The organism is Subdoligranulum sp. DSM 23681, assembly GCF_057005535.1.
Genome location: NZ_CM168050.1, coordinates 1335314 through 1360695 on the forward strand (window position 1 = coordinate 1335314; position 25382 = coordinate 1360695).

Annotated in this window: 20 protein-coding genes; 11 read left to right on the plus strand and 9 right to left on the minus strand. The window is 63.8% G+C overall.

From position 1 onward, the window contains the following. Positions 1-219 precede the first annotated feature (219 nt). The 5 genes from AC127K_RS06315 to AC127K_RS06335 all read left to right on the plus strand — a co-directional run bounded on the left by AC127K_RS06315 (position 220) and on the right by AC127K_RS06335 (position 6728). Positions 220-891 (plus strand): response regulator transcription factor, encoded by a 672-nt coding sequence (locus AC127K_RS06315; protein WP_483721996.1) that lies wholly within the window; start codon positions 220-222, stop codon positions 889-891. Then, positions 888-1883, plus strand: coding sequence for a sensor histidine kinase (locus tag AC127K_RS06320; protein WP_483721997.1), 996 nt, complete (start codon positions 888-890; stop codon positions 1881-1883). Before AC127K_RS06315 ends, AC127K_RS06320 begins: the two co-directional genes overlap by 4 nt. A 141-nt stretch (positions 1884-2024) precedes the next feature. After that, the gene (locus AC127K_RS06325; protein WP_294542568.1) at positions 2025-2804 is read left to right on the plus strand and encodes an ABC transporter ATP-binding protein; all 780 of its coding nucleotides are present in this window, start codon (positions 2025-2027) and stop codon (positions 2802-2804) included. Continuing rightward, on the plus strand, positions 2797-4794 hold the full coding sequence (locus AC127K_RS06330) for an FtsX-like permease family protein (RefSeq protein WP_483721998.1): 1998 nt from the start codon (positions 2797-2799) through the stop codon (positions 4792-4794). Before AC127K_RS06325 ends, AC127K_RS06330 begins: the two co-directional genes overlap by 8 nt. A gap of 149 nt (positions 4795-4943) precedes the next feature. Continuing rightward, complete coding sequence (locus AC127K_RS06335) at positions 4944-6728, plus strand: aminopeptidase P family N-terminal domain-containing protein (protein WP_483722176.1); 1785 nt, start codon at positions 4944-4946, stop codon at positions 6726-6728. Positions 6729-6799: 71 nt separating this feature from the next. Here the strand turns inward: AC127K_RS06335 and AC127K_RS06340 are convergent, their stop codons facing one another. From AC127K_RS06340 to AC127K_RS06375, 8 genes are all read right to left on the minus strand, one after another. Continuing rightward, positions 6800-7045 carry a hypothetical protein gene (locus tag AC127K_RS06340; protein WP_483722000.1) on the minus strand — a complete coding sequence of 82 codons (246 nt, stop codon included), beginning with the start codon at positions 7043-7045 and terminating at the stop codon, positions 6800-6802. Continuing rightward, positions 7042-7404: a hypothetical protein gene (locus AC127K_RS06345; protein WP_483722001.1), complete on the minus strand. Its 363-nt coding sequence runs from the start codon at positions 7402-7404 to the stop codon at positions 7042-7044. Before AC127K_RS06345 ends, AC127K_RS06340 begins: the two co-directional genes overlap by 4 nt. Before the next feature lie 155 nt (positions 7405-7559). Further along, positions 7560-8933 carry an MATE family efflux transporter gene (locus AC127K_RS06350; RefSeq protein WP_483722002.1) on the minus strand — a complete coding sequence of 458 codons (1374 nt, stop codon included), beginning with the start codon at positions 8931-8933 and terminating at the stop codon, positions 7560-7562. Between the two features lie 137 nt (positions 8934-9070). Then, positions 9071-10153 carry a class I mannose-6-phosphate isomerase gene (locus AC127K_RS06355; RefSeq protein WP_483722177.1) on the minus strand — a complete coding sequence of 361 codons (1083 nt, stop codon included), beginning with the start codon at positions 10151-10153 and terminating at the stop codon, positions 9071-9073. Positions 10154-10213: 60 nt separating this feature from the next. Next, a complete protein-coding gene (locus tag AC127K_RS06360) occupies positions 10214-10954 on the minus strand; it encodes a GntR family transcriptional regulator (RefSeq protein WP_294539210.1) in 741 nt (246 codons plus the stop codon). Beyond that, the gene (locus AC127K_RS06365; RefSeq protein ID WP_483722003.1) at positions 10929-11438 is read right to left on the minus strand and encodes a hypothetical protein; all 510 of its coding nucleotides are present in this window, start codon (positions 11436-11438) and stop codon (positions 10929-10931) included. The genes AC127K_RS06360 and AC127K_RS06365 overlap by 26 nt, the downstream gene beginning before the upstream one ends. Positions 11439-11641: 203 nt before the next feature. Beyond that, the gene (locus AC127K_RS06370) at positions 11642-13771 is read right to left on the minus strand and encodes a hydantoinase/oxoprolinase family protein (RefSeq protein ID WP_483722004.1); all 2130 of its coding nucleotides are present in this window, start codon (positions 13769-13771) and stop codon (positions 11642-11644) included. A gap of 104 nt (positions 13772-13875) precedes the next feature. Continuing rightward, a complete protein-coding gene (locus AC127K_RS06375; protein WP_483722005.1) occupies positions 13876-15153 on the minus strand; it encodes a citrate transporter in 1278 nt (425 codons plus the stop codon). Between the two features lie 453 nt (positions 15154-15606). On the opposite strand from AC127K_RS06375, the gene AC127K_RS06380 reads away from it, so the two are divergent. The 5 genes from AC127K_RS06380 to AC127K_RS06400 all read left to right on the plus strand — a co-directional run bounded on the left by AC127K_RS06380 (position 15607) and on the right by AC127K_RS06400 (position 21054). Beyond that, a complete protein-coding gene (locus tag AC127K_RS06380; RefSeq protein ID WP_483722006.1) occupies positions 15607-16728 on the plus strand; it encodes an ABC transporter ATP-binding protein in 1122 nt (373 codons plus the stop codon). Positions 16729-16742: 14 nt separating this feature from the next. Beyond that, on the plus strand, positions 16743-17648 hold the full coding sequence (locus AC127K_RS06385) for a carbohydrate ABC transporter permease (protein ID WP_483722007.1): 906 nt from the start codon (positions 16743-16745) through the stop codon (positions 17646-17648). Then, positions 17645-18517: a carbohydrate ABC transporter permease gene (locus tag AC127K_RS06390; protein WP_483722008.1), complete on the plus strand. Its 873-nt coding sequence runs from the start codon at positions 17645-17647 to the stop codon at positions 18515-18517. The genes AC127K_RS06385 and AC127K_RS06390 overlap by 4 nt, the downstream gene beginning before the upstream one ends. Further along, on the plus strand, positions 18514-20133 hold the full coding sequence (locus AC127K_RS06395) for an ABC transporter substrate-binding protein (protein WP_483722009.1): 1620 nt from the start codon (positions 18514-18516) through the stop codon (positions 20131-20133). Before AC127K_RS06390 ends, AC127K_RS06395 begins: the two co-directional genes overlap by 4 nt. A 99-nt stretch (positions 20134-20232) precedes the next feature. Beyond that, entirely contained in the window at positions 20233-21054 is an 822-nt protein-coding gene (locus tag AC127K_RS06400; RefSeq protein ID WP_483722010.1) for a hypothetical protein, read from the plus strand. 92 nt (positions 21055-21146) lie between these two features. Here the strand turns inward: AC127K_RS06400 and AC127K_RS06405 are convergent, their stop codons facing one another. Then, positions 21147-22079, minus strand: coding sequence for an AraC family transcriptional regulator (locus tag AC127K_RS06405; RefSeq protein WP_294539237.1), 933 nt, complete (start codon positions 22077-22079; stop codon positions 21147-21149). A 215-nt stretch (positions 22080-22294) separates the two neighbouring features. Here AC127K_RS06405 and AC127K_RS06410 point away from each other — a divergent pair, with 215 nt between their 5' ends. Next, positions 22295-25375 carry a glycoside hydrolase family 2 TIM barrel-domain containing protein gene (locus tag AC127K_RS06410; protein ID WP_483722011.1) on the plus strand — a complete coding sequence of 1027 codons (3081 nt, stop codon included), beginning with the start codon at positions 22295-22297 and terminating at the stop codon, positions 25373-25375. Positions 25376-25382: the final 7 nt, after the last annotated feature.

Here is a 25382-nt window from a genome sequence, read left to right on the forward strand (position 1 = left end):
GCTGACCCGGCACTCCGGGCCGCCGTCTGCTAATACTATTATAACAAAGCCGTCAAGGGGCAAAGGGCACAATTTTCCATGGGAAAACCACCGTTTTTTGCACGTTCCCGTGCCAAAATGCCCGGAGCTGATTCGTAGAATCAGACAAAGGGGCTGCCGTGCCCTTTCCCTTTTCCTGCCGTGCCGCAGGCAAACACCATCCGATGGGAGGGACCTTTCTTGTACCGTATTCTGATCGTGGAGGACGACCAGTCCCTGGCCCGGTCCATCGCCCGGGTGCTGGCCGACCGGGGGTTCGACCCGGCTGTGGCCGAAGACCTCACCGACATCCTGCCCCGGTTCCGGGCCTTTGACCCCCAGCTGGTGATCCTGGACCTTTCCCTGCCCTACCACAATGGCTACCACTGGTGCCGGCGGCTGCGGGAGGTGTCCGACCTGCCCATTCTGTTTCTGTCCTCGGCGGCGGACAGTCTGAACCAGGTCACCGCCATGGACCTGGGGGCAGACGATTACATCGCCAAGCCCTTTGACGCCGAGCTGCTGGGGGCCCGGGTGCAGGCCCTGCTCCGCCGCGCCTACGCCTACCGCCGTGCCCTCGAGCTGGCGGACTGCGGCGGGGTGCCCCTGGACCTGGGGGCCGGAGTGCTGCGGGCGGACACCGGCCCGGTGACCCTGACCCGCAACGAGCTGCGGATCTTGCAGGCACTGCTGGAGCGGCGGGGCAAGGTGGTACGCCGGGAGGACCTGATGACCGCCCTGTGGGCCACCGACTGCTACATCGACGAAAACACCCTGACGGTGAATGTGGCCCGCCTGCGCAAGCGCCTGGAAGCCGCCGGGGTGCCGGGGCTCATCCGAACGGTGAAGGGGGAGGGATACTGCATTCCATGAAAACGGTGCTGGCCTATCTGTATGAGCGGCGGCAGGTGCCCCTGACCTGGGGGCTGTGCACCGCTGTCTTTGCCCTGGTGACCCTGCTGTACGGCCTGCCCGCCGAGGGCGCCGCCTACGGGGCGGCGCTGGCCCTGGCCGGGTGCTGCCTGCTGCTGGGGGCCGGGTGGCCGGGGTGGCACCGCCGGGTGCAGGCCGCCCGACAGGCCGCCGCTGACCCGGACCGGGACCACATCCCCCTGCCCGGGTCCCCCGCCGGCGGGCTGGAGGCCGCCTACCAACAGGCCCTGGACGCCCAGGTGGCCCGGGCCGCCGCCCTGGGCCGGGACCGGCGGGCGCTGCGGGACGACCTGCTGGACTATTTTGCGGTCTGGGCCCACCAGGTCAAGACGCCTCTGGCGGCCATGCGGCTGCTGGTGCAGAACCGGGCGGACCCCGCCGCGCTGGAACCGGAGCTTTTCCGCACCGAGGAATACGTGGACGCGGCCATGGGGTATCTGCGCCTGGGGGCGGACAGCCGGGACCTGGCCCTGGCCCCCACCGCCCTGGACCCGGTGGTGCGGCGCAGCCTGCGCCGGTATGCCCGGATGTTTATTCTGCGGCGGCTGCGGCTGGTCTATGCGGGCGCCCCGGAAAAGGCCCGCCCGGTCACCGACCCCAAGTGGGTGGGGTTCATTCTGGAACAGCTCCTGTCCAACGCGGTGAAGTACACCCCGCCCGGGGGCACCGTGACGGTGCAGGCGGACGGGCAGGCCCTGCGGGTCTCCGACACCGGGCCGGGTGTTTCTCCCTCCGACCTGCCCCGCCTGTTTGAAAAAGGCTACACCGGAGCCAACGGCAGGGCGGCGGGGGCGGTGTCCAGCGGGCTGGGGCTGTACCTGTGTGCCCGGGCGGCGGAGCGGATGGGCTGTACCCTGCAGGCCCGCAGCACCCCCGGGCAGGGCTGTACTTTTGTGCTCACCTTTCCCCCCGCAGGCGCCTTCTATGAATGAGCATGTGACAAAACCGTAAGGCAGCGGCCCCGGACTGTAAGCCAAAGCCATGGCAGGGACCGGGCGGCGGGGGTATGCTGGAAACAGCCAGCCGACCGGTTCCGGGCGGCCGGACAGTCTGAACAAAGGAGAGCAACACCCATGCCAAACAAGGAAACGCCGCTGTTGGCCATCACCCACCTGGAAAAGGTCTACACCGCCCGGTTCGGGTCCCTGCGGGTGCAGGCCCTGGCGGACATCAGCTTCACGGTGCCCAAAGGGGAGTACCTGGCCATCATGGGGGAATCGGGGGCGGGCAAGACCACCCTTCTGAACATTCTGGCCGCCCTGGACCGGCCCACCGGGGGCAGTGTCTGCCTGAACGGCCGGGACCTGACCAAAATCCCGGACAAGGACCTGGCGGAGTTCCGCCGGGACCACCTGGGCTTTGTGTTCCAGGACTTCAACCTGCTGGACACCCTCTCGGTGCGGGACAACATCCTGCTGCCCCTGGTGCTGGCAGACACCCCTTACGCCGAGATGAGTACCCGGCTGGAGCCCCTGGCCCTGCAGCTGGGCATTGCGGCCCTGCTGGACAAGTTCCCCTACGAGATCTCCGGCGGGCAGAAGCAGCGGGTGGCGGTGGCCCGGGCGCTCATCACCCGGCCCGCCCTGGTGCTGGCGGACGAACCCACCGGCGCTCTGGATTCCCGGTCGGCGGACGCCTTGCTGGAGCTGTTCGGGGCCATCAACGCCGGAGGCCAGACCATCCTCATGGTCACCCACAGCGTGCGGGCGGCCAGCCACGCCCAGCGGGTGCTGTTTTTGCGGGACGGCCAGGTGTACCACCAGCTGTACCGGGGGGCTCTGAGCCGGGAGGAGATGTTCGCCCGCATTTCGGACACCCTCACCGCTCTGGCGGGAGGTGCGGACCATGTCTAAATTCCGGCTGTATCTGCGCATGGGTGCCCGGGGGGTGCTGCGCAACCGGCAGCTCTACCTGCCCTTCACCCTGGCCGCCGCGGGCTGTGTGGCCATGTGCTACATCCTGCGGTTCCTGGCCTACAGCGAACTGGTGGCCACCATGCGGGGCGGGGTGTATGCCGGCCTCATGCTCAACCTGGGCAGCGGTATCCTGGTGTTCCTGGTGGTGTGGATCCTGGTCTACGCCAACGGCTTTGTGATGCACCGCCGTGCCCGGGAGCTGGCTTTGTACAGCGTGCTGGGCCTGCGCCGCCGGGACGTGGGGGCCATCCACGCCGTGGAGACGGTGCTGGTCTGGCTGGCGGGCACGGTGCTGGGCATCGGGGCGGGGGCCTTGCTCAGCAAGCTGGCCCTGGTGCTGCTTTTGCGGCTGATGCTGCTCAGCGTGCCCATGGGATTTTCCTTCTGCCTTCCCGGCGCCGCCGAGAGCGCCGCCGCCTTCGCCCTTCTGTTTGCAGGGCTGTACCTGTGGGACCTGCGCCGCATCTTCCGGGCCAGGCCCATCGAGCTGCTCCACGCCGGACAGATGGGTGAGCGGGAACCCCGCAGCCGCAGGCTGCTGGCCCTGCTGGGGGTCCTCTGCCTGGGCGGCGGGTACGCCCTCTCCTTCTTCACCACCGACATGCTCTTTGTCCTTTTGCTGTTTTTCGCGGCGGTGGGGCTGGTCATCATCGGCACCCACTGCCTCTTCGGGGCGGGGAGCGTGGTGCTGCTCAAGGCCCTGCGCCGGAACAAGCGCTTCTACTACCATCCCCGCCGTTTCATTGCGGTGTCGGGGCTGCTCTACCGGATGAACCAGAACGCCAGGGGGTTGGCCAACATCTGCATCCTGGTGACCACCGTGCTGGTCAGCGTGGCCACCACCGTCTGCCTGTACGCGGGCATCGAGGTCACCCTGGACCGCAGCTATCCCCACGAGATCATGGTTTCCGGCAGCTGTGACACCGACGCCCTGGCCGACACCGACTATACCTGGCTGGATACCCTCACCGCCCATGCCGCCGCCCCCTGGACCGACGCCCCCGCCCAGGGGTTTGCCTACTGCACCCTGGGGGCGCAGGCCACCCAGGCCGGGTATGTGACCCGCAGTTCCAACGACCCCACCGGCCTGACCGGCTTCTACCTCATTGCCGCCGAAGATTACACCGCCCTCACCGGGCAGGCCCTGACCCTGGACCCGGGCACCGCCCTGCTCCTCTGGCCGGAGGGCGGCAGCGGGGACCTGGTGCTGGACGGCCAGACCTGGAAAAACGCCGGCCAGCCGACGGAATGGCCCCTGCCCAACATCTTTGACGCCGGATTTGACAACGGCACCGTCTGGGTGGTGCTGCCCCGGCGGGCGGACCTGGCCGGAGCGGTGCGGGCCGCCGAAGCCTCGGGGGCCATGGCGGGGGCCCGGTACTCGGTGCTGCTGGACCCCGCCGGCCTGAGTGAGGACCAGCTGCTGGACTGCGCCGCCGCCATCGACGCAGTCCTGCCCCGGGAGGGCATCCAGCCCGGGTTTGACGCCGGACTGTATGTGTACAACCGGGCGGGCATCCGGCTGCAGTACTACGCCATGAACGGCAGTTTTGTCTTTCTGGGGGTGTTCCTGGCCCTGATGTTCAGTCTGGCCACCGTGCTGATGATCTACTACAAACAGCTCAGCGAAGGGTATGAGGACCGCAGCCGGTTCGTCATCCTGCAGCAGGTGGGCCTGAGCGCCGGGGAGGTCCGGGGCGCCATCCGCACCCAGGTTCTGGGGGTGTTCTTCCTGCCCCTGGCGGGGGCCGCCCTGCACCTGGGGGCCGCCTCGCCCATGCTCATGCGGATGATCGCGGTGTTCGGGCTGTCCGACCCGGTGCTCTTCTGGCTGTGCGCCGGGGGCACCCTGGCGGTGTTCGGGCTGTGCTATGTGGGGGTGTACGCCCTGACCGCACGGCAGTATTACCGCATCGTGCGCATGTGAGGGGACCGGGATCCTATCGGGAAAGGGGCAGGGTTTGCCGTTGCTAACCCCGTCCCTTTACTATTTTGCAAAACGTGCTACAATTACAAAGGATATCATCCAAATCCGGTTCCCCTGTGGGATAGATAAAGGAGTGTTCAACTTTGACCGTGAACGAAAAAATCGCCGCCCTGCGGGCGGCCGCCCAGGCCAACGGTGCCGACGGCGTGCTGGTCATGACCAGCGACCCTCATTGCAGTGAATATGTTCCCGCCTATTACAACGCCCTGCCCTGGCTCACCGGCTTTATCGGGGAGAACGCCACCCTGGTGGTCACCGGCAGTGAGAGCGCCCTGTGGGTGGACGGCCGGTTCTATGTCCAGGCGGACAAGCAGCTGGCCGGCACCGAGATCCAGTCCATGCACGCCGGCGCCGCCGGTGTGCCCACCGTGGCGGAGTTTTTGACCCAGAAGTTCAGCGCCGGTCAGACCCTGCTGCTGGACGGCTCCTGCGTGCCCACCGCCACCGTGCGGGACTACGCCAAGACCCTGGAAAAGGTGGGCGCCAGCCTGCGCAGCCTGGACGTGGTCAGCTCCATCTGGGGCGGCGAGCGTCCGGCCCTGCCCAACACCCCCTGCTTCCTTCTGAAGAAGGAGGTCACCGGCGCCGATGCCGCCGAGAAGATCGCCGCCGTGCGGGCGGAACTGGCCAAGGAGGGCGCCAACGCCCTGGCCGTCACCGGGCTGGACTGCGTGGCATGGCTTTTGAACATGCGGGCCCATGACCTGCCCTGCACCCCGCTGGCGGTGTCCTACGCCTACATCACCGCCGACAGTTGCACCCTCTTCCTGGCTCCGGGCCGCCTGAGCGAGGAAGACGCCGCCGCCCTGGCCGCCCAGGGTGTGGCCCTGCGGGACTACACCGAACTGCTGGACTTTGTGCGCAGCCGCACCGACGAGGAGACCATCCTGGTCAGCCCCGCCACCACCAACTACGACCTGTACAGCGCCATTGAGGCCAACCCCCACCTGACCGTGAAGGAGGGCGCCGACCCCATCATCGCCCTGAAGGGGGTCAAGAACCCGGTGGAGCTGGCCAACAGCCGGGAATGCCACATCCGGGACGGCGTGGCCCTGGTGCGGTTTGAGATGGACCTGGAAAAGGCCCTGGCCGAAGGCAAGCAGCTGATGGAGACCGACATCGAGGTCATGCTCCAGCGCCGCCGCAGCGAACAGCCCGGGTACATGGAGGACAGCTTCAACACCATCGCCGCCTACGGCCCCAACGCCGCCATGATGCACTATCACGCCGAGGGGGAGGTCAACAGCCCCATTGAGCGCAAGGGCTTTTTGCTCATTGACAACGGCGGCCAGTATGACTGCGGCACCACCGACATCACCCGCACCTATCCCATGGGCCCCCTGACCGAAAACGAGCGCAAGTATTACACCTGGACCCTGCAGAGCCACATCGACATGGCCCGGGCGGTCTTCCTGGATTACTGCACCGGCTTTGCCCTGGACACCTTTGCCCGGGCGCCCCTGTGGGCCCACAAGATCAACTACCGCTGCGGCACCGGCCACGGGGTGGGCTTCATTGCCAACGTGCATGAAGGCCCCCAGAGCCTGCGTCCTCAGAACGGGGTGGTCTTCAAACCCGGCATGACCATCACCGACGAACCCGGCGTGTACGAGACCGACGAGGTGGGCATCCGCATTGAGAACGAGCTGGAATGCGTGTCTGCCGGCACCAACCAGTACGGCAACTGGCTGGCCTTTGAGCCCCTGACCGTGGTGCCCATCTCCACCGAGCCGGTGCTGGTGGACGAGCTGAGCCGCCCCCAGATCGACTGGCTGAACAACTACCACCACCATGTGTACGAGACCCTGGCTCCCCGCCTGAACGAGGAGGAAAAGGCCTGGCTGAAGGCCAAGTGCGCCCCCATCGGCCGCTGAGTCCCCGACATACCAACACAACACCGCCCCGCGGCGAACGCCTTGCAGCGTTTTCCGCGGGGCGGCTTTTTTTATTCTGCCTCGGCGGGCAGGGCTTTGAGCATCCGCATCAGCACCTCCGCCGTCAGTTCCCGCTGGGTCTGGTCCATGGAGGCAAACAGGGTCAGCAGGGTCTGGCGGCCGTCCCGCTCCTCCTTGGGGGCGCCGAACACGATGGCGTCGGCGCTGCAGTGCAGGGCCAGCGCCGCCCCCAGGGCCGCCAGCAGGGCCAGAGGCAGCAGCACCGCCAGAATCCTCTTGTATACGGAGGGCGTCATCCGATGCTTTCCCCGCTGTAGCTCACCAGGTTCACGCTCTGTACCCCGGCGCAGGCTCCCACCGCCTCCACCAGGTCGTGCTCGTACTTGCTTTTCAGCCGCAGTTCAAAGGTGACCTCATCGCTGCCGGCGCTGCGGCTGCGCATGCGCAGTCTGGCGGTGCGGGTCTTTTCCCGGATGGCCTTCTGCACCCCGTCCAGGTCCAGGGCGCCTTCCTGCCCCCGGACCACCAGAAGAAAGCTCACCGAATCGTACAGGTCCAGGTTGGCCAGGGCCACCAGCAGGGAGACGCACATCTGCGTCACCGAAACGCTGGTGTTGGTTTCCAGCAGGTATTCCAGGATCTGACGTTTGCTCATCTTTGCCCAAACTCCTTTTCCGGGGCACAGCCTCCGGGGATGTGATAGTCTGTCGTATTATAGCACTTTTTCCATTTCTTTACAATCAGCATTCCTGTTTTTTTCACAAACAGAAAGCGCCCTGCCGGAGCAGGGCGCAGAAAGGCAAAACCAGGTCAGGCGCGGGCGTGTTCCCCGTGGCCGGGGGCGCCGCCCCCGGGGCTGGGCAGGGGGCAGTGGGTCAGGTACCAGGCAAAGAGCACCGAACTGATGGTCCAGGTGATGGGATAGGCCCAGAAGATGACCCCGATCTGGGGAATGAACCGCAGGGTGACGGTGATGTAGGTGATGCGCAGCGCACACCACACCGCCAGCATGACGGCCATGGGCACCATGGGCCGGCCCAGGCCGCGCAGGATGCCGGCGGAGCAGTGGCTGAAGGCCAGCAGGCAGTAGAACAGCGCCACCGTGCGGGCCTGCCGCACCCCGAAGGCGATGACCTCCGGTTCGGGGTTGAAGGCCCCGATGAGCCAGGGGGCCAGCAGGAACATGGCCACGCCCACCCCTTCGGCCAGCAGCGCGGAGGTCAGCATGCCGAAGCGCATGCCCCGGCGCACCCGGTCCAGCCTGCCGGCGCCGATGTTCTGGCTGATGAAGGTGGCCAGGGCCATGGCAAAGCAGGTCACGGGCAGGAAGGCGAAGCCTTCCACCTTGCTGTAGGCGCCGCACCCGGCCATGGCCTGGGCGCCGAAGGCGTTGATGTTGGCCTGCACGATGACGTTGGCCAGGGAGATGACCGAGTTCTGCACCCCGGAAGGCACCCCCTGGATGACCACCGCCCGCAGGGTGGGGCCGTGGAACCGCACCTGGCGCCAGCACACCCCGTAGGGGGCTTTGGTCATGCTCAGCTTGCGGAAGGCCAGCACCGCGCTCACCGTCTGGGAGAGGATGGTGGCCAGGGCGGCGGAGCCCACCCCCATGCCCAGCACGGCGATGAAGAAGAGGTCCAGGATCACATTGAGCGCCGAGGCGGTGATAAGGTAATACATGGGGCTGCGGCTGTCTCCCACCGACTGCAGGATGCTGGCCCCCACGTTGTACATGACCACGGCCAGGGAACCCAGGAAGTACATCCGGAAATAGGCCACCGAGTTGGGCATGACCTCGGCGGGGGTGCCCATCCAGCGCAGGATCTGGGGGGTGAGGACCATGCCCACCACCGTGAGCACCGCCCCGGCGGCCAGGCCCAGGGCCACGGTGGTATGCACCGCCCGACGCAGGGCCTCCTCGTCCTTTGCGCCGTAGTACCGGGCCACCAGCACCCCGGCGCCCAGGCTGACCCCGTTCACAAAGCCGGTGAGCAGGAAGATCAGGCTGCCGGAAGAGCCCACCGCGGCCAGGGCGTCCCCGCCCAGGAAGTTGCCCACGATGAGCGAGTCCACCGCGTTGTACAGCTGCTGGAACAGGTTGCTGAAAAAGATCGGCACCGCAAACACCAGCATACCCCGGGCCACACTGCCCTCGGTCAGGGAAACAGATTTTTCATACACCTTTGTACCACACACCTTTATAAATATACAAAACACGTATCTAATCCTAGCGCGGCGCCCGGAGGTTGTCAAGCGCGGCGGCGTGCAAAAAGGCAGGGGCCGCATCTGCGGTCCCTGCCCGTTGGCTGTACAGATATTCAGCGCGGCCCGCCGCAGTGCAGCAGGCGCAGCGTGCCCGAAGCCCGGACGCCCAGCGTCCCGGCCGAGGCGGGCACAAAGAACTGTTCCCCGCGCCGTACCGGCATGGTCTGGCCCTGGGGGCCCAGGAAACAGCCCTCCCCTTCCACCGCCACCAGAATGCCGAACCGGCCGTCCGGCGGCAGCTGGGCGGTACCGGTCACGGTCAGTTCCTCCATGGCGAAGTAGGGGGTATCCCCCTGGTCCACCAGCACCCGGCGGGTCCCGCCGTCGGGCAGCGGGGTCGGGTCGTGGTGCAGGAACCACCGGCGGCGGGCCTCTGCCTCGGTGACGGGCTCAAAGTGGAAGCAGTCGAACATCCGCTCGAAGCCCAGTCCCTGGTGGCAGGCGCTGTCGGCGATGCGCAGCCCCGAAGGGGTGGTGCGCTCCACCCGGATGGTGTAGTCGGTGGGTTCCTGGATCTCGGTCAGGAAGCAGCCCGCGCCGATGGCGTGGGGCACCCCGCCCCGGATCAGGATCACATCTCCCCTGTGGACGGGGATCTTGTGCAGGCATGCCAGCATGCCGGCGCAGTTCTGTTCCTGGAACAGCTCCTTCCACTGGCTCCGGGTCACCCCGGGCCGGAACCCCAGATAGATGCAGGGTTCCTCCCCGTTGATGGTGCGGCCGCCCAGCACATACCAGCACTCGGTCTTGCCGTACCGGGAGTGGAAGAGCTTTTCGGCGGTGTCCCGGTCGGGGTGGACCTGCACCGTCAGCCGTTCGCCGGCATCAATGAGCTTGACCAGCACCCCCAGGGAGGCCCCGTACCGGGCCCAGTGGTCCGCGCCCACCGCCCGGGGGCCCTGCTGTTCGATCCAGTCGCGCAGGAAGGGGGTCCCGGGAAGGTCCGCCAGACGGCTGAGACCTTCGTCCGGGAACTGTTCCCGGCCGGGGTTGCGGGCGGTCACCAGCGAGGCGATCCACTCTTCGGGGAAGTTGGTGTCCCTGGCATCGGGGATGCCGTTCCATGTATCCAGCAGTTTTCCGCCCAGATAGGTACGCCATGCGCGGGCATGGTCCAGCCGGACGGGCATTGTCATATCGTTCAAACCTGTTCACCTGCCTGTTTGCGGCAGGCAGGGCGCGGCGGGTGGGCGGGCTCAGAGCCCGTGGCCGCGGATGGAAAGGAGAAAATCCGTGTCCAGGTCGGGGTTTTCCCGCCGTTCCTGGCCGGAGACGTTCTGGAACAGATCGCCGAAGCGGCGCAGGATCTTGCGTTCCTGGCTCTTGATCTGGTCCAGGTGAAGAGAAAAGCAGGACATGACCCTTTCCATGTCACGCAGGGCCACGGCATTGACCAGTTGGACGTGTTCTTCGATGGTTTTTTCCATGGCGTCGTTGTCGGTCATCTGGGCCAGCAGGCGCATCCGTCGATAGTTGCTGCATTCCTTGTCGATGACATCGCAGCAGTATTCGCGCTCTGCCCCCTGATAAAAAACCCGATGGAACCGGTCGTCGGCGTCCAGGAATCCCCGATGATCCCCGCCTTTGTGCAGCACGCGCTGCTCCCGGATCATCTCTTCCAGGTGCAGGATCACCGAGTTGGAGAACATACCGACGAAGTCCCTCATTACATTTTCTTCGATGGAGCGGCGGATATAGCGTTCGTTGTCGATCCGTTCCAGGTCCAGTTTGGAGATCATGGTCCCGCGCTGGGGCAGAAAGGTCACAAGGCCTTCCTGTTCCAGCCGGATCAGGGCTTCCCGCCCGGGCGAACGCCCGACATTATAGAAGGCGCACAGGTCCCGGATGCTGAAAAACGCACCGGGGCGCAGCCGCAGATTGATAATGTCGTCCCGCAGGACGGAGTAAACGTCACCGCCATCCACTTTCTTTTCCATCACCGTACGCACCATCCATATCTGTCTTTTGGTTCGTTGCCGCAAGAAGATACCTGGTGTAGAGACAGGGGGAGAATTCCGCCCTTGCCATCAGCTTGGAAAAGTGGACCGCTCCGATCTCGCTGGCCGCCTCCACCTTGCTTTTCCAGGGGATGCAGCCCAGCAGCTTGCGCGTGGCGTAGACGCGGCGGGTGTAAATGCCTTCGGACGTTTCTTCCAGCACGTGGAAAAGCTCGTGATACAAGACGATATCACGCAGTTTTTCCTGCTGCGGGTCCCCGGCGGGGAGATGGGTGTGCATGTATTGTTCCAATACGCCCAGGACGGTCCTGTTCAGACAGACCTTGTGTTCGTCCGGCACCGTCAGTCCCATATAAAGGAAATGGAGCATCAGTTCCGGGTTTTCTTCTTCGATCCGGTAGCCAAGCTGCCGCAGGCAGGGTTCGGGTTCTTCGGTGCCGAACCGCTGCCGCAGCGTCTGCATTTGTCTCTTTGCTTCCTGCATTGACAGCCTTATTATAGAAGATTTCTGCGAAGAATTCAACGGTCTGGCAACAGGATCCCCCTGCAGGAACAGGGCGTACCAGTTTTCATCGCTCCATTGGGTGCACATATCCCTCTCCTTTGCCCGGGTCCGCACGCACAAGGGCCGGTCCCCCACGGGGCCGGCCCTGGCCTGGAAGCCGGTCAGCGCAATGCGTTCTTGGCCAGCACCAGAATGATCTCGTCATCCGGTTCCTTGTCCGCCAGTTCGGCCTCGATCAGGCCTTCCACCTGAGCGTACTCCGGAATGCCGGAATAGTCAATGACCCGGGACCCGGCGATGACATACACGTCGGGGTTGATGCGCACTTCGGAAGAGAAGTTGGAGGAAGCATCCCAGATCTTCTTCAGGTCGTCGGCCACGTTGGCCATGGTGGTGCGCAGGCAGCCGCCGTCCGAGCGCTGGATCTTGATGAAGCCCTTCTTGTCAATGACCCGCAGCTGTTTGCGGCTGCCCTGCTGGCAGGTGACCACAAAGACCTGGCCGTTGGAAGCTTCCAGCTCCACGTCCTTGGGGTCCACGCCCACGGATTCCGCCGCGATCTGCACGGCTTCCGTCTCGTCGCAGTTCTTCATCAGGTCGGTGGTCTTGACCTCGGTGGAGCCCATGGCGATGGCGGTGACCTTCTGGGCCTGCTCGTCGATCTCCACGTACACTTCCACGCTGTCCTCCACGGCGCCGGAGTTCATGGCCATCTCCTTGGCTTCCTTCTTCAGTTCGGCGATGTCCTTGGCGGTGGGGTTGGGGATGGTGCGTTCCACCATCTCACGGACCATGGCCAGGGCCACGCCGATGGAAGAGATGACCTCGGCGTTTTCGGGGATCTGGTACTTGAAGCCCATGTCGTTGGCGGTGAAGGTCAGCAGGGTGCCCGCGCCGCCGCCGGCGCCCACCAGCACGATCTGGTCGCGCTCGATCTTGTACTTGGCGATCAGGTCCTCGATGACCGGCTTGATCTTGTCGGTGGATTTCTGCAGGATAGCCCGGGCGGTGTCCTCGATGGACATGCCCACCTCCTGGGCCAGCAGGCCGATGGCCTTGCGGGCGGATTCCACGTTGCCGCGGGCGTAGTCGCCCTCGGCCAGGATGCCCAGCACGTTGGCGGCGCAGGTGTTGGTGATGGTGACGCTCTCGCCGTTGTTCAGGCGGATGGCCACATAGTCGTCGGGGTCGTTCTCCCGGGGCTGCATGTGGTACAGGGTGGCGCCTTCAAACAGGGCGGTGTCGGTGAAGCAGGCATAGCCCATGTTGGCGATGTGGGCGGAACGGGGACCCACGTCCACGATGCCGCCCTTGCCGGCACGCACCATGGAACCGCCGGCCACGCCCAGGACGCGCACGTCCAGGGAGTTGACGTAGGTGCGGTGGCCGCCGATGATGGCGTAGTCCACGGCGGGACGGCCGTTCTTGATGACGCCGATGTTGGTGGAGGTGCCGCCCACCTCAAAGTAGATGCCGTTGGAGGCACGCAGGTACATCAGAGCGCCGATGACCGAAGCCGCGGGGCCGCTGAGCATGGTCAGCACCGGGCGCTTCTTCATCTCGTTGACTTCCATAACGCCGCCGTCGCCGCGCATGATCATCAGGGGGACCTTGACGCCGGTGGAGCGCACCGAGGACTCGGTGCTGTTGGCGGTCTCCATCATCTTGGGCAGGATGCTGGCGTTCAGGGCCGCGGTGCGGGTGCGGGTGGTCAGGCCGTACAGCTTGGTGATGTCCGAAGCCATGGAGGCGGGCATGCCCATCTCCTCGGCGGTCTCGGCCACCAGGCGTTCCTCGGACATATCATCCACGCCGAAGGCCTTGGAGGCCACGATGACCCGGTCGCCCTGGTCGTACATCTTCTGGATCATGGCCTTGACGCTGTCGTGGTTCATCTCCTTGGACTTCATGAACTCGGAGTCGATGTGGATGAACTTGCCGGTGCCCAGGTCGATGTCCTGGATGCGGGTCTGGCGCTTGGCCAGGAAGCCTTCCAGGCCGCCCTTGCCGATGCCGATGACGCCCACGTTGGCCACGTCGCCTTCCAGCAGGGCGTTGGTGGCCTGGGTGGTGCTGTGGGCGATGAAGATGACTTCATCCGGGCTGATGTTGCTGGTCTCCAGGCATTTCTGGAAGGATTCCACAACGCCCCGGGCCACGCCCTCCTTGGCGAAGTGGGTGGTCATGACCGAGCCCTTGCCCACGATCTCGTTGGTATTGTTGTCGATGGCGACAGCCTTGGTGTGGGTGCCGCCCACGTCGATGCCGATGCGGATGGATCTTTTTGCCATAGTATTTTCCCTCATTGTGTCACGGTGTGCCGCCCTTCAAGCACAAACGGCGCCAGCCATGCGCAATGTTGGCCGGCACCGTTGTGCGTACGGAAGGGGGAAGATCAGACGATGCTGTAAGTCAGATAACCCACGATCTGGATGATGATGCAGGCGATCCAGCCCCAGGGCAGGTTCGCTTTGATGTAGTTCTTGGGTTCCAGCTTGGCATAGCTCAGAGCCCACATGGTCCAGGACTGGGTCGGGCAGGCGGAAGCCACGATGGCCACCGGCGGCACCAGGAACAGCATGAACAGATAAGGTTCGGTGAACACGCCCATGGCCTGCAGGATGGAAGCCAGCGCGATGCCGGAGCCCCAGATCATCAGGGGGCCGCGGAACAGGGCCAGCGGAGCCAGCACGCAGAAGGCGATGAGCAGCACAACGGGAGAGGTGGGGATGATGTCACCCAGCAGGTCCTGCAGGATGGGGGCCACCTGCTTGGCAGCCGCCTGGAAGATGTTGACGCCGTACAGCATGCCGATCAGCAGGCCGGAGTCCGCGACGCCGTCATACAGGGTCTTCTGGACCTTTTCCACAGCCTTGGAGTAGCTGGTCATGTTGCGGGTGAACAGCAGGCCCAGGAAGATGCCCAGCAGGAAGGAGGGAACGGGCTGCCAGGAGAAGAAGGAGACCATCACGATGGGAACGAAGGGAACGATGACGCAGTACCAGGGCAGGGGCTTGGCCTCCACTTTGGGAGCGGCGGCGAAAGCGCGGTTCTTGCGCTGTCTGGTGTAGTTGAAGACGATGTACACGGCCATGACCAGCACGCTGACGATGGTGGCGATGATGGCGAAGGTGCGGTACTTGGCATCATAGGTGATGTCGGGGAAGACAGCGAAGAACTGGCTGACGTAGGCGATGTTCAGGTACATGCCGGCAGCCACCGCCAGCATGTAGGAGCCGACGGCCGTCTTCTTGTCGATGCCCAGGGAGAACATGATGGGCAGCACGATCATGCCGATGGCCATGACCGAGCCGACGCCGAAGGCGCTGCAGAAGATCAGGGCACAGACGAAGTTCAGCAGCAGGGTGGTGAGCAGGGGCTTGTCGCCGGCCAGCTCCACGGTCTTTTTAATGATGTAGCCCGCAATGCCGGTGTCCACCAGAACGCGGCCGAACCAAGCACCGAATACGATGATGGCGATGGTCGCGCCGTAACTTTCCACCGACTTTTCAAAGACATCATTGACCACCGTGGTGATGGGCACACGACCGATGATGCACCAGAGCAGTGCCGTCACGATAAAGCCGATCAGCAGGTTGCCGCCTTTGGCGCAGTACGCGATCAGCCCGATAAAGGTGATCAGCAGCAATACGCCCGCAATGAGATTAACCATGGGATACCTCCTTGAAAAATATATTACACTGATATATTACTACTGATATATCAGTTTGTCTATCTCCATAATCACGATAGTCCGGGCGTTTTTTTATGCACTTTACACAATGTTCATATTCTTCACATCTTTTTAACACTTCTTGTTTTTCCCGGATTTCAGCCTGTATCCATGTTTATCTGGCTGTAACAGGAGGATTTCTTTTCTTTCGGTTCTGCTTTCCACCACCGCACTTTGCCTAGAATTGGAAGAATTTTCCACCGTCCCTTCTGAAAATATGTCCCGTTATTGGGACTCTTTATCAGATATCCCCCCTGCTCTTTCCCCCGGACCCCTGCACGGCGGGCTTTCCCGGGCCCGGAGCACCCCCGGCCCCGCCCCCGACCGCGCTTGTGATGCCCCGGCAAATGCGGTATAATGGCTTCATATTGCTGACATTGGGGAGATGTGTGCATGAATATCAAATTGGTTGGCCTGACCAAGCGGTTCCCCGCCCGGGGCAAGGGAACGTCCGGCGAGGTCACGGCGGTGGATTCCTTGAGTTTTACGGTGCCGGACGGCAAGCTGGTGGGGCTGCTGGGCCCTTCCGGCTGCGGCAAGAGCACCACTTTGAATATGATCTGCGGTCTGGAGACCCCCACCGCCGGACAGATCTTCTTCGGGGAGGAGGACGTCACCGCTGCCCCGCCGGAGCTGCGGGGTGTGGGCATGGTGTTCCAGAACTACGCCCTGTACCCCCACCTGACGGTGCTGCAGAACATCACCTTCCCCCTGGAGAACCTGAAGGGGGACAAGAAGCTTTCCAAGACGGAGATGCGCCGTCGGGCGGTGGAGACCGCCCGGCTGGTGCAGATCGAGGATTTACTGGACCGCAAGCCCCGGGAACTGTCCGGCGGCCAGCAGCAGCGGGTGGCCATCGCCCGGGCCCTGGTCAAGACGCCCCGGGTACTGCTGCTGGACGAGCCCCTGTCCAACCTGGACGCCCGCCTGCGGCTGCAGACCCGGGAGGAGATCTGCAAGATCCAGCGGGCCACCGGCATCACCACCATCTTTGTCACCCACGACCAGGAGGAGGCCATGAGCATCTCCGACCACATCGTGGTGATGAAGAACGGGGTGCTCATGCAGCAGGGGGAGCCCCAGCAGGTCTACGACGACCCGGCCAACCTCTTTGTGGCCAAGTTCCTGGGCACCCCGCCCATCAACGTCTTTGACGCCGCCGTCAAGGACGGCAAGCTGTACCTGAAGGGTGCTGACGCCCCGGTGCTGGATGTTCCCGGCGTCCCCGACGGCCCGGTCTGGGCAGGCATCCGCCCCGAAGGCTTTGTGCCCGACGGCACCGGCCCGGTGGCCTGCGCCCTGAGCCGGGTGGAAGTGCTGGGCCGGGACGTGAGCATCGTCTGCACCCATCCCGCCTGTCAGGCGGACACCATCCGGGCCATCATCCCCTCCCGGAACCTGGTCAACGCCGCCGACCCCACCGTTCACTTTGCCCTGAAACCGGACAAGGTCTTCCTTTTTGATAAAGCCGATGAGCGCCGCCTGCCCTTTGCCCTGTCCGGCGCCCGCCGCTGAAAGGGGGCCGGTGCATGGACCGCTCTTCCCGCAAGGCCTGGCTGTACCTGCTGCCCGCCGCCGCACTGCTGGCGGTGTTCCTGGTCTACCCGGTCATCGACGTGCTGATCTATTCCTTTGAGGAAGGCTTCAACTTTGCCTCCCAGAGCTACTGGGGCACGGGATGGTACAACTACTCCTATGTGCTCCACGACCCCTACTTCCTGCAGGCGGTGCAGAACACCTTTGTGCTGGTCATCATCACGGTGCCGGTGTCCACCGGGCTGGCCCTGGCCATCTCGGCGGCGCTGGCTTCCATCCGGCCTCTGCGCAACCTCTACCAGACCATCTACTTCCTGCCCTACGTCACCAACACCCTGGCCGTGGGCCTGGTGTTCATGGTGCTCTTCCAGAAAACCGAGTACACCGACGGCCTGGTGAACCTGATGCTCCGCTGGTTCGGCGCCGGCCCCATCGACTTCATCAACGGTCCCCACTGGGCCAAGATGTTCGTCCTCTGCTTTTACACCATCTGGGTGGTCATGCCCTTCAAGATCCTGGTACTCACCGGGGCGCTGGCCTCGGTGAACCCGGACTACTACAAGGCCGCCCGGGTGGACGGCACCTCCCGCGCCCGCATCTTCTTCCGCATCACCCTGCCCATGATCGCCCCCATGCTGGTGTACCTGGTCATCACCGGCTTCATCGGCGCCTTCAAGGCCTACAGTGACGCGGTGGCCCTCTTCGGCACCGACCTGAACGCCGCCGGGATGAACACCATCGTGGGCTATGTGTACGACATGCTCTACGGGGACAGCGGCGGCTATCCCTCCTACGCATCGGCGGCGGCCATCATCCTGTTCGTCATCGTGCTGACCATCACCTGCATCAACCTGCTCATCAGCCGCCGGGTTTCGGAAGGAGGCGTGCATATCCAATGACCCACACCGAATTTGAGGCCCGCCGCAAGGCCGCCGGACGGAAAAACGGCTTTCTCAAGGCCCTGACCTACCTGGCCCTGAGCATCTGGGCCGTGGTGGTGCTCTTCCCCTTTTACTGGATGGTGCTCACCTCGGTCAAAAGCTACAGCGCCTACAACTCGGAGTATGTGCCCTCCTTCTTCACCCTCTCCCCCACTCTGGACAACTACAGGCAGGCGTTTACCGCCGTGCCTTTGGGCGGGTATCTGCTGAACACCCTGATCTTTGCGGTCATCACCACCGCGGTCATGGTGGTGGTGAGCACCCTGGCCGCCTACGCCTTTGCCCGCCTGCGGTTCCGGGGCCGGGATTTCGTTTTCGGGCTGTTTCTGTCCATGATGATGATCCCCAACGAGCTGGTGGTCATCACCAACTTTGTGACCATCACCAACCTGGACATGCGCAACAGCTTTCCCGGTCTGATCCTGCCCTCCATCACCTCGGTGTTCTACATTTATTTATTAAAGGAGAACTTTGAGCAGGTGCCCGAGGAGCTGTACAAGGCCGCCAAGGTGGACGGCACCTCCGACCTGAAATATCTGTGGAAGGTCATGGTGCCCATCTGCCGGCCCACCATCGTCACCATCACCATCCTGAAACTCATCGAGTGCTGGAACTCCTACGTCTGGCCCCGGCTCATCACCGACGACCAGGCCTACTTCCTGGTGTCCAACGGCATCCAGCAGATCCGGGAAGAGGGCTTCGGCCGGGAGAACGTCCCCGCCATGATGGCCGCCGTGGTGGTCATCTCGGTGCCGCTGGTGCTGCTGTTCCTGGCCTTCCGCAACAAGATCATGGAAGGCGCTTCCAGAGGAGGGTTGAAAGGATGAACCATCGGTTATTGCGCCCCCTGGGGGCGGTGCTGGCCGGGGTGCTGTGCGCCGGCCTGCTGGCCGGGTGCCACGGCAGCCAGGAGCGGGCCGCCTTTGCGGTGCCGGATTCCTTTGACGAGAGCCAGAACTACGAGATCACCTTCTGGGCCAAGAACGACACCAACAAGACCCAGACCGACATCTATAAAAAGGCCATCGAGGACTTCCAGGCGCTGTACCCCAACATCACCGTGACCCTGCGGCTGTACACCGACTACGGGGACATCTACAACGACGTCATCACCAACATCTCCACCGGCACCACCCCCAATGTCTGCATCACCTACCCCGACCACATTGCCACCTACCTCACCGGGGACAATGTGGTTGTGCCCCTGGACGACCTGGCTGCCGACCCGGAGTACGGGCTGGGGGGCAGCGCCCTGAAATTCGACGGTCCCACCCAGAGTGAGATCGTACCCCAGTTCTGGCAGGAATGCCACCTGGGGGATACCTGCTACGCCCTGCCCTTCATGCGCTCCACCGAGGCCTGCTATGTGAACAAAACCTATGTGGAAGCCCTGGGCTACACCTTGCCCGATGTGCTCACCTGGGACTTTGTGTGGGAGGTGTCCGAGGCGGCAGCCAAGCAGAACGCCGACGGCACCTACGCCCTCAACGGGCAGAAGGTCATGGTGCCCTTCCTGTACAAATCCACCGACAACATGATGATCCAGATGCTCAAGCAGAAGGGAGCGGGCTACTCCACCCAGAGCGGGGAGATCGAACTGTTCAACGACGTGACCACCGACCTTCTGAAAGGCATTGCGGGGTACACGGCGGACGGGGCCTTCTCCACCTTCAAGCTGTCGGGCTATCCCGCCAACTTTTTGAACGCCGGACAGTGCGTCTTTGCGGTGGACTCCACCGCCGGCTCCACCTGGATGGGCAGCAGCGCCCCTCTGATGGACATTGCCCCGGACAAGGTGGTCAACTTTGAGACCGCCGTGCGGATGGTGCCCCAGTTTGACCCGGACCATCCCCAGATGATCTCCCAGGGGCCGTCGGTGTGTATCTTCAACAAGGACGACCCCCAGGAGGTGCTGGCCTCCTGGCTGTTTGCCCAGTATCTTCTGACCAATGATGTGCAGATCGCCTACTCCGAGACCGAAGGCTATGTGCCGGTGACCACCAAGGCCCAGAATGACCCGGCCTACCAGGACTACCTTTCCCGGGCCGGGGAGGACGACGACACCCACTACGCCGTCAAGCTGGCGGCGGTACAGCTGCTGCTGGACAACCTGGACAACACCTTTGTGACCCCGGTGTTCAACGGTTCCGCCTCCCTGCGGGACGCGGCGGGCTCCCTCATCGAGAGCGTGACCAAGAGCGTGCGCCGCAGCCAGACGGTGGATGACGCCTACATCCAGGACCTGTACACCGACACGGTGGCCCTGTACCACCTGGACCAGACCTCCGCCATGGCGGGCAAGGCGGACCTGGGGCTCCTGCCCCCCACCGCGGTGGCCCTGCTGGGCGCCCTGGCCGCGGCCTGGGCGGGCATCCTGGCCTGTGTGGTGCTGCGCCGGGTGCGGGCCCGGAAAAAACCGGCAGGAAAATCTTTCAAAAAATGACAAGACGCCCCAATCTGTTGATTTTTTGCCCCGTTGGGCTATAATGGAACTGTCCGGGGCGCGAGGGATGCCCCGGCCTACCTTTAGGAGGGAACAACAATGAAAAAGATTCTTAGCCTGCTGGTGGCGTTCGGCATGATCGCTTCCCTGACCGCCTGCGCCGGTCAGAGCTCTTCTGCCCCGTCCGAGTCCACCGCCGACACCACGTCCGAGTCCGCTGCCGCTTCCGAGAGCGAAGCCGCCACCGCCGACACCGCTGCCGCGGCCGGCACCGTGCTGACCCATGAGGAGTACATGGCCGCCGATGTGGACACCGAAGTCACCATCGAGACCTACGTCCAGGCCAAGCAGTCCTGGTGGGAAGACCAGGCCACCGTCTACGCCCAGAGCGAGGACGGCGCCTACTTCCTGTACAACATGGCCTGCTCGGAGGAAGACTACGCCAAGCTGACCCCGGGCACCTGCATCCGGGTCACCGGCTACAAGAGCGAGTGGTCCGGCGAGGTGGAGATCACCGACGGCACCTTTGAGATCGTGGCCGACGCCGAGCCCTTCATCGCCCAGCCCCTGGACGTGACCGACCTGCTGGGCACCGATGAACTCATCGACCACCAGAACGAGCTGGTCAGCTTCAAGGGCCTGACCGTGGAGCCCTCCACCGTGGAAGGTTCCGACGAGGAGTACGCGTTCCTGTACAACTGGGACGGCTCCGGCACCGACGGCGATGACCTGTACTTCAACGCTTCCTGCAACGGCCAGACCTACACCTTCACCATCGAGAGCTATCTGTGCGACAACACCACCGATGTGTATGCCGCCGTCAAGAACCTGGAAGTGGGCCAGACCATCGACATGGAAGGCTTCCTGTACTGGTACGAAGGCGTCAACCCCCACATCACCAGCGTGACCGTGGTGGGCTGATCCCCCTCTTTCCTCCCCTGCAAATACAGCAAAAGGCACCGAAGCCCGGCTCCGGTGCCTTTGTTTTTTTTCGTGATGCCGGAAAAGGGCGCTCACATGCTCTTTTCGGCGCTGTAGGGGGTGTGCTGGGTGGACAGGCGGTAGTCCGAGGGGGAGACCCCGCAGAACTTGTGGAACACCCGGTTGAACTGGGAAAAGCTGGAAAAGCCCGTCTGGGCCGCGATCTGGGTGATGCGGGTGTCCGAGTTGAGCAGCAGGAACTGGGCGTTCTTGATGCGGGTGAGCTGGATGTACTGCACCACCGTGTAGCCGGTGACCTCCTTGAACAGGTGGGACAGATAGTACGGGCTGACATAGAAGCAGTCCGCCAGCTGTTTCAGGGACAGGTCCTCGCAGTAATGGGTCTGGATGTAGTTGGCGATGTTGTAGATCTTTTCCTTGATGCCGTTCTGCACATTGGGGGCGTACTGGTTGTTGCCCCGGGCCAGATACAGCCGGGTGAGGAAATCGGTGAACTTGGTGTGGATCATCAGGTCCCGCACGCTGCGGTCCCGCTCGTTCTGGCAGGCTTCCGCCAGCTCGTTCAGCGGCTGGAAGATGGCGTTCTGCTGTTCCCGGTGAAAGCGCAGGATGGGGCTGTTTTCATCAAAGATGGACAGCAGCCGCTGGTAGCCCGGTTCATAGTAGCCGGCGGACCGGGGCGGCAGGAACCCGATGATGATGCGGTCGCTGGGCGGCCCGGGCAGATATTCCGACTGATGCAGGGTGGAGGGCGGCAGCAGCACGATGTCGTTGGCCACGATGTCGTACCGTTTGCCCTTGACAAAGTGGTAGGCCTTGGGGCTGAGCAGGATCATCATCTCATAGTACAGATGAAAGTGGGGGAACTCCATGTTGATGGAATGGTTGCGCTCATCGTAGTCGAAGTAATAGTAGGTGGACGCCTGGGCAAAGCTGTCCGCGTCACACACCTCCACCGAGAATCCCTTCTCATACAGCAAAGGTGAGTTGTGATAATATTTCATCTTCCCTTCCCCTCCTTTCCCCCGGCCAACGGGATCGCCACTGGGTTCTCATTAAGCCCAACATACCATAAAACCGCATAAAATGCAATGAAAAATGGTAAATTCGGCAAAAATACGCTTGTTGTTAGCGAATTTGTCCAGTATACTCAAGCTAGATGTTTCTGCCCGTGCAGCGGGCAGGAGCCACCACTCTTTCTTTCCAAGGAGGCTGTGCCATGTCGTCGATTCCCATCTGTCACCAGGACCCGCACCAACTGCATCTGAACACCCTGCCCAACCGCGCCTATTACATCCCCGCGGCGGGCCCCGGCCCCTACTCCCTGGAACGGGAGTGCTCCGACCGGTTCCTCTCCCTCAACGGCACCTGGGATTTCTGCTGGTATGATTCCTTTACGGACATCAGCTCGGAAGATCCCGCCATTGCCAAACGTCTGGCCCCCTTTTCCTGCCCCTCCCCCAAGGAATGGCGCTCCGTACCGGTGCCCGCCGTGTGGCAGAACTACGGGGTGGACCACCACCAGTATGTGAACACCCGGTACCCCTTCCCCTTCGACCCGCCCTATGTTCCCCGGGAGAATCCCTGCGGGCTGTACCGCCGTACCTTTATATATACCCCCCGTCCGGACACGCCCCGGGTGTGGCTGGACTTTGAAGGGGTGGATTCCTGCTTCTACCTGTGGGTGAACACGGAATTTGTGGGCTACTCCCAGGTCTCCCACTCCACCAGCGAATTCGACATCACCGACCTGCTCCATCCCGGCAAGAACGAGCTGCGGGTGCTGGTGCTCAAGTGGTGCGACGGCAGCTATATGGAGGACCAGGACAAGTTCCGCATGAGCGGCATCTTCCGGGATGTGTTCCTGCTGCTGCGCCCCGAAACCGGCATCCGGGACTATTTCCTGCACACCAGCCTGGAAGGGGTGACCCCCGGCCACGCCGACCATGCCGCGGTGCGGGTGGAGCTGCAGTATCTGGACGATGCCCCCGTGCCGGTGGACTGGCAGCTGCTGGACGCCGACGGCGCCGTGGTGGACCAGGGCACCGCCGAAGGTCCCGAATTCACCGCCCAGGTGGCACAGCCCCATCTCTGGTGCGGGGAGGACCCCTACCTCTACCAGCTGGTCATGCGCACGGCCGGGGAATGCATCACCGAGCAGGTGGGCCTGCGGGAGGTGCGGGTGGAAAACACCCGCCTGATGCTCAACGGGCAGGCCATCAAGCTCCACGGGGTCAACCGTCACGACTCCGACCCGGACACCGGGTACACCATCTCCCGCCAGCAGATGGAGCGGGACCTGCAGCTGATGAAGGCCCACAACGTCAACGCCATCCGCACCAGCCACTACCCCAACAGCCCCCAGTATTACTGGCTGTATGACCGGTACGGCTTCTACATCATGGACGAAGCGGACGACGAGAGCCACGGCACCGACCAGGTGTACAAGAAGGAGAACAACTGGACCACCCACCTGAACCGGTGGAACCAGCCCATTGCGGACAACCCCGACTGGACCGAGGCCACGGTGGACCGGGTGCAGCGGTGCGTGGAGCGGGACAAGAACCGTCCCAGCGTGCTGTTCTGGTCCATGGGCAACGAGTGCGCCTACGGCTGCACCTTTGAGGCCGCCCTGCGCTGGACCCGCCAGCGGGATCCCAGCCGCCTGCGCCACTACGAGGGCGCCCGGTATGTGCCGGAGGGCAGCCATTACGATTTCAGCGACCTGGATTTTTACAGCCGGATGTACCCGGATTTTGCGGACATCGACGCCTACGCCGCCGCCCAGCCCGCCCACCACAAACCCTTCATCCTGTGTGAGTACGCCCACGCCATGGGCAACGGCCCCGGAGACCTGGAGGACTACCACGAGCGGATCATGCGGTATCCCTTCCTGTGCGGCGGCTTTGTGTGGGAATGGTGCGACCACGCGGTGCGGGACGCCGAAGGCCACCTGCTCTACGGCGGGGACAGCGGCGAATACCCCCACGACGGCAACTTCTGCGTGGACGGCCTGGTGAGCCCCGAGCGGGAGGTCAAGCCCAACCTGCTGGAATTCCGCAACGTCTGGCGCCCGGTGCGGCTGCAGCAGGGGGACCTGGACAACCGCCGGGTGCTGCTGCGCAACATGCTGGACTTCACCAGTCTGGAAAAGGCGGTGCAGCTGCGCTGGACCCTGACCTGCGGAACCTGCACCCTGCAAAGCGGCTACTGTCCCGCCCCGGCGGCGGCGCCCCACGGGGATGCCTGGACCGAACTGCCGGCCCTGACCCTGCCTGAGAATGTGTACGGCCGCTGCTTCTGGCGGGTGGAATACCTGTCCACCGGCCTGCTCCAGCCCGAAGGCACCCTGCTGGGCTTTGACGAGCTGCCCGCCGGTGTGCGCACCGCCCCGGCAGAGCCCGAAAGCCTTGACGGCATCCCTTGCCTGGTAGCGGAGGAGGACGCACGCTACATCACGGTGGACGGCGGGGACTTCCTCTACCGCTATGACACCTATGCCGGCAGCCTGGACCGGATGGAGGACAAACCTTCCCGCATCCAGCTGCTGGACCAGCCCATCCAGTTCAACGTCTGGCGGGCCCCCACCGACAACGACATCGAGATGGTGCCCCAGTGGAAGTATGCGGGGTATGATCAGGCCCGGCTGCGCACCTACGGCACCCGGATTCTCCACTCGCTCGGCAAGATTATCATAGCCACCGACTTTTCTCTGGGCTCGGTGAGCCGTCAGGCCTTTGTGCGGGGCACCATCACCTGGACGATCCTCCGCGCAGGCAATATCACGGTGGACATCGACGCCCGACGGGACACCGAGTTTCCCTTCCTGCCCCGGTTCGGGCTGCGGTTCTTCCTGCCCAAGGAATTCTGCCATGTGGCGTACCAGGGCATGGGCCCCGGGGAAAGCTACCGGGACAAGCATCAGGCCAGCTGGCACGGCTCCTTTGAACAGGACCTGCGGGAGCTGCACTGTCCCTACCTGAAGCCCCAGGAATACGGCAGCCACTGGGACTGCGACCAGGTGGTGTTCACCAACCCCACCCGCATCGGCGGCCTGAAGATCACCTCCGACCGTCCCTTCGCCTTCAGTGCCGGCTTTGACACCCAGGAGGCCCTGACCGCTGCCGCCCATTCCTGGGAGCTGACCCCCGCCGACCACTGCGTCCTCTGCCTGGATGCGGACCAGAGCGGGGTGGGCTCCAACAGCTGCGGTCCCCAGCTGCAGGAGCAGTACCGCCTGGACGGTGCCGAACTCCACGCCCGCTGGACCCTGATCCTGGGCGGCCGCGGTGACCGCTGATCTCCAG